Below are 15039 nucleotides of genomic sequence, written 5' to 3' on the forward strand. Positions count from 1 at the left end.
GCGCGCATGGCGGTGTGTCATCCCTGGTGATCGTGGTGCTGCGACTTCAGTGAGCTCTCGATGGCCTCGCGCAGTACCTGGCGGTCGTCGAAGGTGCGTACCACTCCGGCGATGTCCTGGCCCTGCTCGTGGCCCTTGCCGGCGACGATGACGGTGTCGCCGGGCTCCGCGCGGGCGACCGCGGCGGCGATGGCGGCGGCCCGGTCCTCCTCGACCAGTACCGTGCCGCGCTCGTGGGACGGCACGTCGGCGGCGCCCGCGAGCATGGTGGCGAGGATCGCGAGGGGGTCCTCACCGCGTGGGTTGTCGCTGGTGAGGACGGCGGTGTCGGCGAGGCGGGCGATGGCGGCGCCCATCGGCATGCGCTTGGTGCGGTCGCGGTCGCCGCCGCAGCCCAGCACCGCGTGGATCTTGCCCTCGGTGACCTTGCGCAGCGCGCGCAGGACCGATTCGACAGCGTCCGTCTTGTGCGCGTAGTCGACCACCGCGAGGTAGCCCTGGCCCGCGTCCACCCGCTCCAGGCGGCCGGGAACGCCCGGTACGGCGGCCACGCCGTCGGCGGCGGTCTGCGGGTCCACGCCGGCCGCCACGAGCGCCACGATGGCGGCCAGCGCGTTGGCGACGTTGAACGGACCGGCGATCGGCGAGGCGGCCTGCACGGTCACGCCGTCCGGGCCGTGCGCGGTGAACGTCGAACCCAGGGTGCCGACCTCGACGTCGGCGGCGCGCCAGTCGGCGTCCGGGTGGCCCTCGGCGGAGAACGAGGTGACCGGCACCTCGGACTCGCCCTCGATGAGCCGGCGCCCGAACTCGTCGTCGAAGTTCACCACGCCGGCCCGGGAGCGGGCCTTGGTGAACAGCTGCGCCTTGGCCTGGAAGTAGTCCTCCATGCCCGTGTGGAAGTCCATGTGTTCCGGGCTGAGGTTGTTGAAGACCGCCACGTCGAACACGCAGCCGTCGACCCGGCCGAGCACGAGCGCGTGGCTGGAGACCTCCATGGCGACCGACTTGACGCCGCGCTCGCGCATCACCGCGAAGAGCGCCTGCAGATCGGTGGCTTCGGGCGTGGTCCGCTCGGACTTCAGCCGCTCGTCGCCGATCCGGGACTCGACCGTGCCGATCAGGCCCGTGAGCCCGCCGCCGGACTTCTCGGCCGCGGCCCGCAGGCCGCCGTCGATCAGGTACGCGGTGGTGGTCTTGCCCGAGGTGCCCGTGATGCCGATCTGCAGCAGCTCGGCGCCCGGGTCGCCGTAGATCGACACGGCCAGCGCGCCCATCCGGGCCCGCGGGTTGTCGACCGTGAGGACCGGCAGGCCCGTCGCGGCGGCCCGTTCGGTGCCGGCGGGGTCGGTCAGGATCGCGGCGGCGCCCAGCTCGCGGGCCTGCGCGGCGAAGTCGGCACCGTGGAGGCGGGCGCCGGGCAGTGCCGCGTAGATGTCACCGGGGCGTACCGCGCGGGAATCGTGCGTGATGCCGGTGACCGCGGCCTCCGCCGCCGGCACGGCCGTGCCCAGCTGGTGTGCCAGGTCCGCCAGCGGGATCGGGCGGACGCGCTCGGGGCGGGGCGGGCCGGGGTGTTTGCCGGGGCCGTCCTGCTGGGCATTGGGGGACTGATCAGCATGTGACACGGCGGTGAGCGTACCGGGCCCATGGGCCTCGGGGCGAAGTGAGGGACGCGGTCGTGGGCGGTTCCCCACGTCCGGAGTGATGGTCATCACGAATCACCTCATTCGCCCGGCTTGAAGGCGACCGGCAGCCGCGGCGCCTCGGCACCGGTCGGCGGCACCTGGAGCGTCTTCAGCGCGAACTGCATGACCTGCTTGTAGATCGGGCCGCAGACCTGGCCGCCGAAGTAGCTGCCCTTGGTCGGATTCTGTACGGCGCAGTAGACGGTGATGCGGGGCTTGTCGGCGGGCGCGAAGCCGGCGAAGGAGGCCGTGTAACCGTGGTACCGGCCGGTCTTCGGATCCACCCGGTTGGAGGTGCCGGTCTTGCCGCCGACCCGGTAGCCGGGGATCTTCGCGGCGGTGCCGGTGCCCTCCTGGTCGTCGACCACCGATTCGAGCATCCGGGCGAGCGTCTTCGCGGTCTTCGGGCTCACCACGCGGGTCTTCTTCGGCTTGGGCCCGGCGGCGTACCGGCCGTCGGGGCCCTTCGTGCCGCGGACGAGCGAGGGCGCGATCCGCTCGCCGCCGTTGGCGATGGTGGAGTACACCGAGGCGGCCTGCACCGCGTTGAGCGAGAGGCCCTGCCCGAAGGGGATCGTGTACTGCTGCGAGGTGCTCCAGTCCTGCGGCTTCGCCAGGATGCCCGCGGTCTCGCCGGGGAAGCCCAGCCCGGTCGGCTGCCCGATGCCGAACTTCCGCAGGTAGGAGTGGAGCACCTGATTGGCCTCGCGCTGGGTCTTGCCCAGCTGCTCGACGGACAGGATGGTGCCGATGTTGCTGGACTTGGCGAGCACGCCGTTGAGCGTGAGGTGCCAGGTCGGATGGTCGATGTCGTCGGCGAAGAGCCGGTCGCCGCGGTGCAGCCGGTTCGGGACGGTGACGTGCGTGGAGGGGGTCGCGGCGCCCTCCTCCAGTACGGCGGCGAGCGACATCAGCTTGCTGGTCGAACCTGGCTCGAAAGCATCGCTCAGGGCGGCGTTGCCGAGCGCGTCGGCGTCGGAGCGGGAGATGTCGTTCGGGTCGAACGCGGGGGCGTTGGCCAGCGCCAGCAGCTCGCCGGTCTTCGTGTCCTGCACGACGACGTAGCCGCGGTCGGCCCTGGACTTCTCGACCTGCTCGGTAATGGCCTGCTGCGCGGCCCACTGGATGTCCCGGTTCAGGGTCAGTTCGACGTCCGTACCGGGCACCGCGGGGTGCTCCTGGGTGTCGGCGGTGGGCACCCGCCGGCCGCCGGACTGGGCGTACACGAGCTTGCCGTCCTTGCCCGCCAGCTTCTTGTCCAGCATGGCCTCCAGGCCGCCCGCGCCCTTGCCGTCGGAGTTCATGAACCCGAGCACTCCGGAGGCCAGCTCCTTGTTCGGGTAGACCCGCTTGCTGTGCTCGTCGGCGAAGATCCCGAGCAGGACGTTGGGCCGCGGCCGGCTCTTCGGCGCGGCCTGCGCCTTGACGTCCAGCGCGTTCCGCAGGTCCTTGATCTGCTTCCAGACCTGGGGGCTCCGGCGGTGCGCGAGCAGGACGTAACGGGAGCGGGACTTGGAGAGCTTTTCGGCCAGTTCCTTCTGCGGCTCCCCGAGGATCGGCGCGAGCAGTGCGGCGGCCTTCTGGGGCGCGTCATCGATCTTGATCTTGTCGGGCGCCAGCAGGCTGGGGTCCGCGGTGATGTCGTACGCGTCCACGCTGGTGGCCAGGTCCACGCCGTCCCGGTCGGTGATCGCGCCGCGCTCGGCGGCGAGGGTGACCGGCACGTACCGGTTGACGTTGGCCTTGGCGGCGTACGTGTCGGCGTTCACCGCCTGCACCTGGAACAGCCGCACCGCGAAGACCAGCATGACCAGCGTCAGCGCCACCGCCACCAGGCGGAGCCGCGGACGCGGGCTGCCGAGGCGGATGGCGGCCGGCGCCCCGCTGCGGGGACGGGGCGGCCGCGGCGTCGCGGGGCGCTTCTTGGCGGCGGGGCGCTGCTGCGCGGCGGGCCGCTTCTGCGGGGCGGGGCGGCCGTCGGCGGAACGGGCGGCGGACGGGGCACGCTTCGGTTCGCGCCGGGCGTCCGAGGGGCGCTTGGCGGCGGCCGGGCGCCGGTCGGCCGGACGGGGGACGGCGCGGCCGTCACCGGCCGCACGGCCGTCGGCGGAGCGGCCGCCGGACCGGCGGGGCTCGCCACGGCCCGACGCGCCCTGTGCGGGGCGCGGGACACGGCGCGGTCCGGCGTCGGCGGGGCGGGCCGGGCCGCGGCGGGCGCGCTGCTCGCGCCGGTTCTCGGGGTCCCTGGGGTCCCTCGGTTCGCTCACTGCTCCCCCTCCGTCTCCGTCCGGTCAGCGGGCGATGCGGGCGCGGCGTCCTGCCTCACGGGCTCACCCGCCGGGAGTCGTCGGGGCGGGCTTCGGGGAGGCGGTGCCGGACGGCTCGTCCGACGGCGTGCCGGACGGCGTGCCCGAGGGCTCACCGGACGGCGTGAGCGTCCCGGAGAGGGCCGGCGGGAGGCTCTCCTTGGCCCCCATCGGCACGGGCTGCCCCGTGGCTTCGGAGGGCACGCCGCGCACCGTGCCGTCCGGGTTCAGGAAGGCCGGGTCGCCGCCGGGCACCATGCCCAGCCGGCGGGCCCGCTTCTCCAGGGAGCCGGGCGCCGAGTAGCCGTCCACCTCCTGCTGGAGGGCCTGCTGTTCGTCCGTCAGCTCGGCGGTGCGCTTCTCCAGCCTGCTCAGCTCGAAGGAGCCCTGGTTGAGGGCGGAGTTGAGCAGCAGCAACGTGATCAGGCCGGACCCGAGCAGCACCACGACCAGCAGCACGAACGGCGTACGCGCCGCGGTGCTCGCACCGGAGGGGAGCAGGGCGGCCAGCCGCCCGCTCCCCGTACCGCGGAGCCGCCCGGGTCCGGTCACGCGTTGTCCTCCCGGATGCGTTCGGCGCCGCGCAGCCGGGCCGGCGCCGCCCTGCGGTTCTCCGCGATCTCCGCCTCCGTGGGCAGCTCGGCGCCCCGGGTCAGCAGCTTCAGACGCGGCTGGTACTGCTCCGGCACGACCGGCAGTCCGGGCGGTGCCGTGTTGGCGGCACCCGTCGCGAACACCTGCTTGACCAGCCGGTCTTCGAGCGAGTGGTAGGACAGGACGGCGATCCGGCCGCCGACGGCGAGCGCCTTCACCGCGTTCGGCACGGCGCGTTCGAGTACCGACAGCTCGCCGTTGACCTCGATGCGCAGCGCCTGGAACGTCCGCTTGGCGGGGTTGCCGCCGGTGCGCTTGGCGGCCTGCGGCAGTGCGTCCCGGATCAGCTCGACCAGCCGCGCGCTGTTCGTGAACGGCTCCTTCTCGCGCTCCCGCACGATCGCCGAGACGATCCGCTTGGCCTGCTTCTCCTCGCCGTAGGACCGCAGGATCCGCACGAGCTCGCCCGGTGCGTAGCTGTTGAGGACCTCGGCCGCGCTCATGCCGGTCGTCTGGTCCATCCGCATGTCCAGCGGGGCGTCCTGGGCGTACGCGAAGCCGCGGTCGGCCTCGTCCAGCTGCATCGAGGAGACACCCAGGTCGAACAGGACGCCCTGGACGCGGGGCACGGACAGCCGGGCCAGCACCTCCGGCAGCTCGTCGTAGACGGCGTGCACGAGGGTCGCGCGGTCCCCGAAGGGGGCCAGGCGCTCCCCCGCGAGCTTCAGGGCCGAGGGGTCGCGGTCCAGGCCGATCAGGCGCGCCGCGGGGAACGTCGACAGCAGCGCCTCGCTGTGTCCCCCCAGTCCGAGCGTGCAGTCGACGACGACCGCACCGGGCTCGGCGAGCGCCGGGGCGAGCATGTCCAGGCAGCGCTGGAGCATGACGGGGACGTGGCGGGTGTTGCTGCTGTTCATGCGCCTTCCGATGAGGAGGGCGGCGGATACCGCCCCCTCGGGGAAGGTGCCCACCTGCCGTTGGCCGACGGAGGCCGTGGTTCCCCGCGCGCGGGACTTTCGGGATCCAAGGAGAGTCTCACGCCTCCCACTTCGCGTCACTTTAGTCCACTCATCCCTTCGGTCAACCAACTGGTCGGGCGCGTCCTGAAGCCGCCGTCAGGGGGCTGCGGAACGCCGTCGTCCGGGTGTTGGGAAGCGCACGGATTCACTCGTACAGGGGAAGGTCGGTCATCCTTGTGGGTTACCTCACAGGAATGGCCCGTTGACCCGCTATGCCCGCCCTCACAAGGGGTGCTCCGGCGCAGCAGCGACTACTTTTATGGCTATGTCGATATCCGCGTCGCAGCCGCAGTCCCCGTCCGACGACCACGCCGCCGCTTCGGGCGGTTCGGTCATCGACCACATCGTCGAAGCCAACGCCCGGTACGCCGACAAGTTCGCCGACCCGGAGCTGAGCGCCCGGCCCGCCCAGAAGGTCACCGTCGTGACCTGCATGGACGCCCGGCTCAACCTTCCCGAGGCGCTGGGGCTGGAGGTCGGCGACCTCCACACCCTGCGCAACGCCGGCGGTGTGATCACCGATGACATCATCCGCTCCCTGACCATCAGCCAGCGCGCGCTGGGCACCCGTTCCGTCGTGGTCATCCACCACACGGGCTGCGGCATGCAGACCCTGACCGAGGACTTCCGCCAGGAACTCGCCGACGAGGTCGGCCAGCGCCCGGCCTGGGCGGTGGAGTCCTTCAAGGACGTGGACGTCGACGTCCGCCAGTCGGTGCAGCGCCTCCGTACCTCGCCGTTCCTGCTCCACACGGACGACATCCGCGGCTTCGTCTTCGATGTGACGACGGGTCTGCTCCGTGAGGTGGACCCGCAGGGCTGAGCCCGCTGGTCCCTCGTTCGCCGGCGCGTCGTCGACGCGCCGGCGAACATGCTTTCCGGCCATCGCCCCTGCCGGTGACCGGTGCCCACGGTTCCGAGTTATCCACAGCCCATGACGCGAAGCCGCGCCAACGGCAAGAATGCGTAGGTGACGTCGTGTCCGGCCCCGCCGGGCACGGTGCCGCACGGGGTGGGCCGGACCAGGAAAGAGGCGCCGGCCCGGAAACAGGGGAAGCCCCGCTCCACGCGAGCGCGGGAAAGGGCCGAGGAGGGCCGGGTGACGACCTATGACGAGCCAGCGAGCCTCAGAGATCTGACCGCCACAGCCGAGCGTGTCCGCCGGTCGGTGGAGGGCGTGATCGAGGGCAAGCCCGAGGTCGTACGCCTCGCGCTGACCGTGCTGCTCGCCGAGGGCCACCTCCTCATCGAGGACGTACCGGGTGTCGGCAAGACCATGCTGGCCAAGGCGCTCGCCCGGTCCGTCGACTGCTCGGTGCGGCGCATCCAGTTCACCCCCGACCTGCTGCCCTCGGACATCACCGGCGTCAGCGTCTTCGACCAGCGGCAGCGCGACTTCGAGTTCAAGCCGGGCGCCGTCTTCGCCCAGGTCGTCATCGGCGACGAGATCAACCGCGCCTCCCCCAAGACCCAGTCCGCGCTGCTGGAGGCGATGGAGGAGCGCCAGGTCACCATGGACGGCCGGACGTACGCCCTGCCGAGCCCCTTCATGGTGGTCGCCACGCAGAACCCCCTGGAGATGGAGGGCACCTACCCCCTCCCCGAGGCGCAGCGGGACCGCTTCCTGGCCCGTGTGTCCATCGGCTATCCCGGCCCCGAGGCCGAGCTGCAGATGCTGGACGTGCACGGCGGCAGGTCCCCGCTGGACGACATCCAGCCGGTCGCGCACGCGCACGAGATCGTGAAGATGGTCGAGGCGGTGCGGACGGTGCACGTCGCGGACCCGGTGCGCAGATACGCCGTCGAGCTGGTCTCCGCCACGCGCAACCACCCCGACCTGCGGCTCGGCGCCTCCCCGCGGGCGACGCTCCATCTGCTGCGCGCCGCGAAGGCCGCGGCCGCCCTCGCCGGACGGGAGTACGTCCTCCCGGACGACCTCCAGTCGCTGGCCGTCGCGGTCCTCGCGCACCGGCTGCTGCCCACCGCGCAGGCCCAGCTGAACCGCCGCTCCGCCGAACAGGTGGTCCTGGAGATCCTGCACCACACCCCGGTGCCCGACCCCGCGGCCCAGTGGCCCCCGGCCTCGCGGAGTTACTGATGCCGGCCGCGAGCGGGGGGACCGAGGGGCCGCCGGCCGGCCGGGCGTACGGGCCGCCCGGCGCGCCGGAGGACAGCGGCTCCGCGGCCTCGGGCCTGCCGGCCGGGGGTGGACTGCGGGCCGCGCTGGGCGGGCTGACGACCCGCGGACGGTCGTTCCTCGCGGCCGGCGTCGCGGCGGCGGTCTGCTCGTACGTCCTGGGCCAGGCCGACCTGCTCCGGGTCGGCCTGCTGCTGGCCTCGCTCCCCCTCGTCTGCGTGGCCGTGCTGCACCGCACCCGCCATCGGGTGGCGGGCGGCCGCGCCCTCTCCCCCGCCCGGATCTCCGCGGCCTCCGAGACCCGGGTCCGGCTGCGCGTCGAGAACGTCTCCCGGCTGCCGACCGGCGTCCTGATGCTCCAGGACCACGTGCCGTACGTCCTCGGGCCGCGGCCGCGCTTCGTCCTGGACCGGGTGGAGGCGGGCGGCCACCGGGAGCTGTCCTACCGCGTCCGCTCGGACCTGCGCGGCCGCTATCCCCTCGGGCCGCTGCAGCTGCGCCTGTCCGACCCGTTCGGCATGTGCGAGCTGACCCGGTCCTTCAGCGCGCAGGACGTCCTCACGGTGGTCCCCCGGGTCGAGCCGCTGCCCCCGGTACGGCTGGCCGGCGAGGCCTCCGGGTACGGCGACGGGCGGCACCGTGCGCTCGCGCTGGCGGGCGACGACGACGTGATCCCCCGTGGCTACCGCCACGGCGACGACCTGCGGCGGGTGCACTGGCGCTCCACCGCGCGCCACGGCGAGCTGATGGTCCGCCGCGAGGAACAGCCCCAGCAGGCCCGCTGCACGATCCTGCTGGACACCCGCGGCTCGGCCCACCGGGGCTCCGGCCCGGACTCCCCGTTCGAGTGGGCGGTCGCGGGCGCCGCGTCGGTCGGGATGCACCTGCTGGAGCACGGCTTCTCGGTACGCCTGCTGACCGACGCCGGCAGCTCCGTGGCGGGTACGGACGGCGCGGGCGGCTTCTCCGGCGGCGCGGCCGACGCGGCGGGACTGCTGCTGGACACCCTGGCCGTCGTCGACCACTCCGAGGAGCCCGGCCTGTCCCGCGCCTACGACGTGCTGCGCGGCGGCAACGAGGGCCTGCTGATCGCCTTCCTCGGTGACCTGGACGAGGAGCAGACCGTGCTGGCGGGGCGGCTGCGCCGGAGCAGCGGGGCGGCGGTGGCCTTCGTGCTGGACGGCGACGCCTGGAGCGGTGCAGCGGCGGCCGGCCCCGAAGCGGCGCCCGCGCCGCTCCCCCTGGCCGACCGGCTGCGCCTGCTGGGCGACGCCGGCTGGACGGCCCTCCCGGTGACGCCGCGGGACACGCTCCCCGCCCTGTGGCGGCTCGCCGACCCCGCCCGCACCCCCCGGACGCCGCAGAACCCTCCCGGCACGGCAGCGCCCCACGGGCCGGCGGGCGGGTCCCCCGGACGGCCGGTCGGCGGACAGGGACCGACCGGGACGTACGGATCGAGTGGTGCGTACGGACCGGGTGGGGCATACGGGCCGGGTAGTGCGTACGGGCCCGGGGCGCCGCCTCGGGCCGACGGCCGGAAGGGGGCGGGGCGATGAGCGGCCGTGCGCGGCTCGCGGTGTGCGCGATGGTGGCGACGCTCAGCGCCGCATGTGCGCTGCTGCCGCTGGTGGAGCCGATCGGCTGGATGTTCCAGGCGGCGGCCCTCCTCGGGCTGGTGATCGTGGCCGGCGCGCTGGCCCGCCGGGTTCCGCTGGCCCGCCCGCTGACCGTCGCGGCCCAGGCCCTGACCGGGCTCCTGCTGCTCACCCTGCTGTTCGCCCGCGGCCAGGCGGTCGCCGGGGTGCTGCCCGGCCCCGACGCCTTCCACGAGTTCGGCCAGCTCCTCCAGGAGGGCGCGTCCGACGTCGGCCGGTACGCCATACCGGCCCCGGTGACCACCGGCATCCGGCTGCTGCTGGTCGGCGGCGTGCTGGTGATCGGCCTGATCGTGGACGCGCTCGCCGTGACGTACCGCAGCGCGGCGCCCGCCGGCCTCCCGCTGCTCGCGCTGTACTCCGTCGCCGCCGGGCTGGCCAAGGACGGCGCGGGCTGGCTGTGGTTCCTGGTGGCGGCCGCCGGGTACCTCCTCCTGCTGCTCGCCGAGGGCCGCGACCGGCTGTCCAGGTGGGGCCGGGTGTTCGGCGGCGGCCCGACGACCGCGGGCCGCCCGTACGCCGCCGGGCCCGTGCCGCCCGGTGGAGCCGCGCCCGCCCCGATCCGTACGGGCCGCCGGATCGGCGCGCTCGCCCTGGGTATCGCCCTCGTCGTCCCGGCCGCGCTGCCCTCGCTGAGCGGGGGCCTGCTGGACATGAGCGGCCGCGGCGGGGCCGGCTCCGCCGGCGGCACGATCTCCGCGGTGAACCCGCTGGTGTCCCTCCAGGACAGCCTCAACCAGCCCGAGGACCGCGAGGTCCTGAACTACCGCACGACCACGCCCGACACCCGCGATCTGTACCTGCGGATCGTCGCCCTCGACCAGTTCGACGGGGCGGCCTGGAAGCCGTCGCAGCGCACGGTCGTGGACGTACCGGACCGGCTGCCAGCCCCGCCGGGGCTGGCCCCTGACGTGGACACCACCGCGGTGAACACCTCGGTGTCCGCCGCCCGGTGGTACGCGCAGAACTGGCTCCCGATGCCCTATCCCGCCTCCCGGGTCGACATACCCGGCCGCTGGCGCTTCGAGCCGGAGGGCCGCACCCTGGTCGGCGACCGCGGCCAGAACACCCGCGGGGCCCGGTACCAGGTGGAGAGCCTGATCGTGCGCCCGACGGCCCGGCAGCTGGCCGACGCCCCGCGGCCGCGGCCCGCCCTGCGGCGCGAGTACACACGGGTGCCCGACTCGCTGCCCCCGGTGGTCGAGCGGACGGCGCGACAGGTGACGCGGGGCGCCCGCTCGGACTACGCCAAGGCGGTCCGGTTGCAGGACTGGTTCGCGCTGCGGGGCGGCTTCACGTACAACACCGATGTCCGGGCGGGCAGCGGCACCCGGGCCATCGAGCGCTTCCTGGAACAGAAGCAGGGCTTCTGCGTCCACTTCGCCTTCTCGATGGCGGCGATGGCCCGCACGCTGGGCATCCCCGCGCGGGTCGCGGTCGGCTTCACCCCGGGCGGCAAGCGGGCCGACGGCTCGTACTCGGTCGGCCTGAAGGACGCGCACGCCTGGCCCGAGGTGTACTTCGAGGGTGTCGGCTGGACGCGCTTCGAGCCGACGCCCAGCCGGGGCAGCGTGCCGGACTACACGGTCACCGCGGACGCCCCGGACGAGGCGGACCCGGGCCGCGCCGAGCCACTGCCGGGCCGGACCGCCGCGCCGGAGCCCGCGCCGTCCACGGACGGCGGGACCTGCCCGCCGGACCAGCGCCGGGTGGCCGAGTGCGGGGCGCTGCCCCAGGCGTCCGGCGGCGGCCCGGCCGACGACGGGCCGGCGCCGGGGGCCGTGGCGGCCGGCGCGCTCGCCGCACTGCTGGTGCTGATGCTGCCGGCGGTACCACTCCTCTGGCGCATCCGCAGCCGCGCCCGCCGCCTCGCCGAGAACCGCGCCGCTCCCGCGGCCTCCGGGCACAGCGCCGCGGGCTTCCCCCGGTCGTCCCGGCCGTCCCTGCCTGGCGATTCCCGCGCAGGCGGCTCCGAGCCGCTGACAGGTGCGGCCACCACCGGGTCGGCCGGCGCCGGTTCCCGGCCCGGAGGCGCCGACCCCCGCCCGGCCGTGCTCGGCCCCTGGCGGGAGCTGGTGGATTCGGGCTGGGACTACGGCATCGTCCCGGACGACGCGCTGACGCCGCGGAAGGCGGCCGAGCGGATCGTACGCGTCGGCGAGCTGACAGGCCCTGCGGCGGAAGCGGCCCACCGGGTCGCCGGCGCGGTGGAGCAAGCCCTCTACGCGCCGCGTCCCGCGGCCACGCCGGGGCTGGCCGATGACGTACGCCAGGTCCGCACCGGCCTGCACGCCGCCGCCTCCCGAGCCCAGCGCCTGCGCGCCCTCCTCGCCCCGCCCTCCGCGGCCCGCCTCCTGTGGTCCGCCTCCGCCCGCGCCTCCGCCCTCGTGGGACGCCTCCGCATGGCGGCACCGGGGAGGTCGGCGGCCCGGTAGGCGGCCCGGTGAACAGCCCAGCAGGCGCGGCCCTGCGGGGCGCCGGCGCGCCGGACCACAGGGGGCCGACGGAGTGAGGGCGAGCCGGGGCCCACCCGGCTCGCGGGAGCCCGGTGATCGGGGGCGAGGCTCGGCTCGGCATGGCGTACGGCCTCGGCATGGCGTACGGCAAGGGTGTGGCCCGGTCCCCGGTGGTTACCTGGGGCCGGGCCACACTCTCGAAGAACTTGCGGCCTCCCGTCGGAACCCCGTGCGCCGGATGCCCCGTGCGCCGGAGGCGTTGCCCGGTTCAGCGGGGCCGGCGTTCAGCGGGGCCGGCGACAGTGTGCAGGCGCGCCGGCGAGGGAGACGGGACGGGGACGTACGGCGGCGCGAAGGCGGGCGGCAGCGGGCGCCGGGAGGACGACGGGCGCTCCGCCGGACGGCAGGCGTCGCGGAACCGCACGCGGCCGGAAGCGCACGCAGGCGTGCTCCACCGGCCGACCGGGGTCGGAGGGGCTCAGTGGCCCTGTTCGTCCCTGCGGCGCTGCCAGCGTTCCTCGATGCGGTCCATCATCGAGCGCCGCGACCGGGAGGTACGGCGGGGCTGTCCGCCCCCGCCACCGCCTGGGGCGGCCCCCGCTCCGGTCTGCTGCTGCTCACCCGGCTTGGGTGCCTTGCGCCAGCTGGTGACGGCCAGGACCGCGCAGCCGAGCATCACGAGGAAGCCCACCACGCTGATCCAGATCTGCTGTGCGACCATTCCGGCCATGAGGAGCGCGATACCTACCAGGAAGCCCACGACCGCTTGGTAGACCCGTCGCCGGGTGTACGTACGCAGCCCGCTTCCCTCAAGCGCTGTCGCGAACTTCGGATCTTCGGCGTACAGCGCTCGCTCCATTTGCTCGAGCATGCGCTGCTCGTGCTCCGAGAGCGGCACGGAGTCCTCCTACTCGTCGGTCGCGGGGGGCGACCGGGTGCGACCCTTTCAGGATAGGCAGGGAATCGCCCCCGTGAAACCCGCCCCTCTACGCCAATTCACTGTCCGCGCCACCATGGTGGCCGGTGGTGATGCACCCTGCATTCCCCAACCGCCCTCACGCCATGCCGGACGTTGTACCTCCGATCATACGGGGCGAAGCGGCTGATCGGGGGCCCTGTGGCCGACTGCACCTGCCGACCGGTGTCCGCTCCGGGGCGAGCGACCGGCCGGTGCGGGTGCCGCGGCCCGTCAGCCGCGCTCGGCCAGTACGTGCAGCTGGGTGGCTACGGAGTGGAAAGCGGGCAGCTCCGCGGCCGCCGCCTCCAGCTTGAGCAGGGCGTCCATGGCACCCGGCTCGGTGTCCACGAGCACGCCGGGGACCAGGTCGGCGAAGACCCGTACGCCGTGCACGGCGCCGACCTCCAGGCCGGTACGGGTGACCAGCTCGGTGAGCTGCTCGGCGGTGAAGCGGCGCGGTACCGGGTCGCCGTCGCCCCAGCGCCCCGCGGGGTCGCTCAGGGCGCGCTGCGCCTCCGTGAAGTGGCCGGCGAGGGCGCGGGCCAGCACCGCGCCGCCCAGGCCGGCGGCGAGCAGGCTCAGCGTGCCGGCGGGGCGCAGCGCCTCGACGGCGTTGCGGACGCCCTCGGCGGGGTCGTCGACGTACTCCAGGACGCCGTGGCAGAGCACCGCGTCGTAGCCGCCACGCTCGACGACCTCGAAGAGGCCGTGCGCGTCCCCCTGGACGGCACGCACCCGCTCGGCCACGCCCTCCTCGGCCGCCCGGCGCTCCAGGGCGAACAGGGCGTTCGGGCTGGGGTCGACCACGGTGACGCGGTGGCCGAGGCGGGCGACGGGCACGGCGAAGTTGCCGGTGCCGCCGCCGGTGTCCAGGACGTCGAGGGCGTCACGCCCGGCGGCCTTGGCCCGGCGCTCCAGGGCGTCCTTCAGGACCTCCCAGACCACGGCGGTACGAAGGGATGCGCGCGGGCGCAGCGGGTCAGACACGGCGGGTGGCTCCTCGCGAGGACATGTACTGATGAGGCGCCTCCCACCCTATGGGGTCGCACCGCCTCCGCCACGACCGAGCACGGCCGAACCGCTCCGGAGGCCCCTCGGAAGCCCGCTCCCGGCCTTCCTGGCCGCACGTATCGGCGCGCACCCGCCGCCCTCCCCGGTTGCACGCCCCGGAAAGCTCCGCGACACTCCGGCCGGCCCCGGATTCGCCGGGTGTCCGGGCAGCGAATTCCTTCCGGCCGCCGCCGCGGAAATGCGGGCCGCCGTCCGGTTCGGGGTGCGGAAGCCGCCCTCCGCCCGGGCCGGGAATGAGAGCCCGCAACGGGAAACCCGGCGGATTACGGAAAGGGAAGAGAGTCGGCGGAGAGCGGCAAGGGCAACCGGGAAGGCAGCAGGCACGGAGAAGGCCGCGGGCACGCGGACACTGAGAATCGCAGGCACGGAATGCGCTCCTGACGCTCCGGATGCCTCCGACGCTTCCGGTGGACATGCTCCGGTGGGCGTGAAATGCGCCCGGCATTCACCGGGAACCGCCTCCCGGAAGCCGGCCCCGGTCCGCCTTTCCCGCGCCGGGCGCGGCCTCGGGTTCGTACGGTCGGCCGCCACTGCCCCGGTCTCCGGCGGTCACCCCGCGCGGGACCGCGGTGGCGGGAGGAGGGGCTGGAGGGCGAGGAGGCGTTCCACGAGGCGGAGGAAGTGGGCGGTGGCGCGGAGGAGGTCGTCGGCCTCGCGGGGGCCGGCCGCGCCGGGTATGCCGGCCTCCGCGCGGGCCCGGCGCTCGGCGCCGGCCTCGAACAGGGCGCTCCACTCGGCTAATTCGGGCGCGACCTCGGGCAGCACCTCCCAGGCGCTGCGGATGCGTTGGCGGCGGCGGAGGGTGGGCTCGGGCCGGCCCCGCACGGCGAGGACGGCGGCAGCGCCCCGCAGGGCGGCGAGATGGGCGGTCGCGAAGCGCTCGTTGGGGGTTTCCAGGGAGGCGGCCTCTTCCAGGCCGCGCTGGGCCTTGGTGAGCAGCTCCAGGGCGGCGGGCGGGGCGCCCGTCCGGCGCAGAACGGGATGGACATCGCTCGGGGGACCGTACGCAGCGGAACCTGCCCCATGGGGACGAGTTGCCATGACGAACCTCCTGTCGTCGCATAACGGTTCGGAACCGCTCACACCATCGTGAGGCACACCACTGACAATCGGCCTGACCTGGACTTTCCCCCTGTAGCCGAGATCACGCCCCGG

The 15039-nt window shown here is 74.4% G+C and carries 11 protein-coding genes; 4 read left to right on the forward strand and 7 right to left on the reverse strand.

The features are described 5' to 3' along the window. Positions 1-17: 17 nt before the first annotated feature. The 4 genes from ACZ6WH_RS10730 to rsmH all read right to left on the reverse strand — a co-directional run bounded on the left by ACZ6WH_RS10730 (position 18) and on the right by rsmH (position 5505). Positions 18-1715 carry a UDP-N-acetylmuramoyl-L-alanyl-D-glutamate--2,6-diaminopimelate ligase gene (locus ACZ6WH_RS10730; protein WP_469727534.1) on the reverse strand — a complete coding sequence of 566 codons (1698 nt, stop codon included), beginning with the start codon at positions 1713-1715 and terminating at the stop codon, positions 18-20. Between the two features lie 11 nt (positions 1716-1726). Then, positions 1727-3955: a peptidoglycan D,D-transpeptidase FtsI family protein gene (locus tag ACZ6WH_RS10735; RefSeq protein WP_469727535.1), complete on the reverse strand. Its 2229-nt coding sequence runs from the start codon at positions 3953-3955 to the stop codon at positions 1727-1729. Between the two features lie 63 nt (positions 3956-4018). Beyond that, the gene (ftsL, locus tag ACZ6WH_RS10740) at positions 4019-4546 is read right to left on the reverse strand and encodes a cell division protein FtsL (RefSeq protein WP_469727536.1); all 528 of its coding nucleotides are present in this window, start codon (positions 4544-4546) and stop codon (positions 4019-4021) included. Then, positions 4543-5505 carry a 16S rRNA (cytosine(1402)-N(4))-methyltransferase RsmH gene (gene rsmH / locus ACZ6WH_RS10745; RefSeq protein ID WP_361560702.1) on the reverse strand — a complete coding sequence of 321 codons (963 nt, stop codon included), beginning with the start codon at positions 5503-5505 and terminating at the stop codon, positions 4543-4545. The genes ftsL and rsmH overlap by 4 nt, the downstream gene beginning before the upstream one ends. Before the next feature lie 367 nt (positions 5506-5872). On the opposite strand from rsmH, the gene ACZ6WH_RS10750 reads away from it, so the two are divergent. From ACZ6WH_RS10750 to ACZ6WH_RS10765, 4 genes are all read left to right on the forward strand, one after another. Then, positions 5873-6430, forward strand: coding sequence for a beta-class carbonic anhydrase (locus tag ACZ6WH_RS10750; RefSeq protein ID WP_432853155.1), 558 nt, complete (start codon positions 5873-5875; stop codon positions 6428-6430). A 276-nt stretch (positions 6431-6706) separates the two neighbouring features. Continuing rightward, positions 6707-7705: an AAA family ATPase gene (locus ACZ6WH_RS10755; protein WP_361560708.1), complete on the forward strand. Its 999-nt coding sequence runs from the start codon at positions 6707-6709 to the stop codon at positions 7703-7705. Beyond that, positions 7705-9300: a DUF58 domain-containing protein gene (locus tag ACZ6WH_RS10760; protein ID WP_469727538.1), complete on the forward strand. Its 1596-nt coding sequence runs from the start codon at positions 7705-7707 to the stop codon at positions 9298-9300. Before ACZ6WH_RS10755 ends, ACZ6WH_RS10760 begins: the two co-directional genes overlap by 1 nt. Next, positions 9297-11834: a transglutaminase TgpA family protein gene (locus ACZ6WH_RS10765; protein WP_469727539.1), complete on the forward strand. Its 2538-nt coding sequence runs from the start codon at positions 9297-9299 to the stop codon at positions 11832-11834. The genes ACZ6WH_RS10760 and ACZ6WH_RS10765 overlap by 4 nt, the downstream gene beginning before the upstream one ends. A gap of 499 nt (positions 11835-12333) precedes the next feature. On the opposite strand, the gene ACZ6WH_RS10770 is transcribed toward ACZ6WH_RS10765, so the two are convergent. The 3 genes from ACZ6WH_RS10770 to ACZ6WH_RS10780 all read right to left on the reverse strand — a co-directional run bounded on the left by ACZ6WH_RS10770 (position 12334) and on the right by ACZ6WH_RS10780 (position 14925). Next, on the reverse strand, positions 12334-12753 hold the full coding sequence (locus tag ACZ6WH_RS10770; protein ID WP_469727541.1) for a DUF3040 domain-containing protein: 420 nt from the start codon (positions 12751-12753) through the stop codon (positions 12334-12336). Positions 12754-13044: 291 nt separating this feature from the next. Next, positions 13045-13800 (reverse strand): methyltransferase, encoded by a 756-nt coding sequence (locus ACZ6WH_RS10775; RefSeq protein WP_432853165.1) that lies wholly within the window; start codon positions 13798-13800, stop codon positions 13045-13047. A gap of 633 nt (positions 13801-14433) precedes the next feature. Then, positions 14434-14925: an SAV_6107 family HEPN domain-containing protein gene (locus ACZ6WH_RS10780; protein WP_469727542.1), complete on the reverse strand. Its 492-nt coding sequence runs from the start codon at positions 14923-14925 to the stop codon at positions 14434-14436. Between the last annotated feature and the right edge of the window lie 114 nt (positions 14926-15039).

It is taken from the genome of Streptomyces sp. NPDC050806, from assembly GCF_055586425.1.

Bases quoted from the DNA above. Each gene is read 5' to 3' on its own strand.
- ACZ6WH_RS10760 (WP_469727538.1), top strand. From the start codon at position 7,705: ATGCCGGCCGCGAGCGGGGGGACCGAGGGGCCGCCGGCCGGCCGGGCG.
- ACZ6WH_RS10765 (WP_469727539.1), top strand. From the start codon at position 9,297: ATGAGCGGCCGTGCGCGGCTCGCGGTGTGCGCGATGGTGGCGACGCTC.
- ACZ6WH_RS10730 (WP_469727534.1), bottom strand. From the start codon at position 1,715: ATGACCATCACTCCGGACGTGGGGAACCGCCCACGACCGCGTCCCTCA.
- rsmH (WP_361560702.1), bottom strand. From the start codon at position 5,505: ATGAACAGCAGCAACACCCGCCACGTCCCCGTCATGCTCCAGCGCTGC.
- ACZ6WH_RS10780 (WP_469727542.1), bottom strand. From the start codon at position 14,925: ATGGCAACTCGTCCCCATGGGGCAGGTTCCGCTGCGTACGGTCCCCCG.
- ACZ6WH_RS10750 (WP_432853155.1), top strand. From the start codon at position 5,873: ATGTCGATATCCGCGTCGCAGCCGCAGTCCCCGTCCGACGACCACGCC.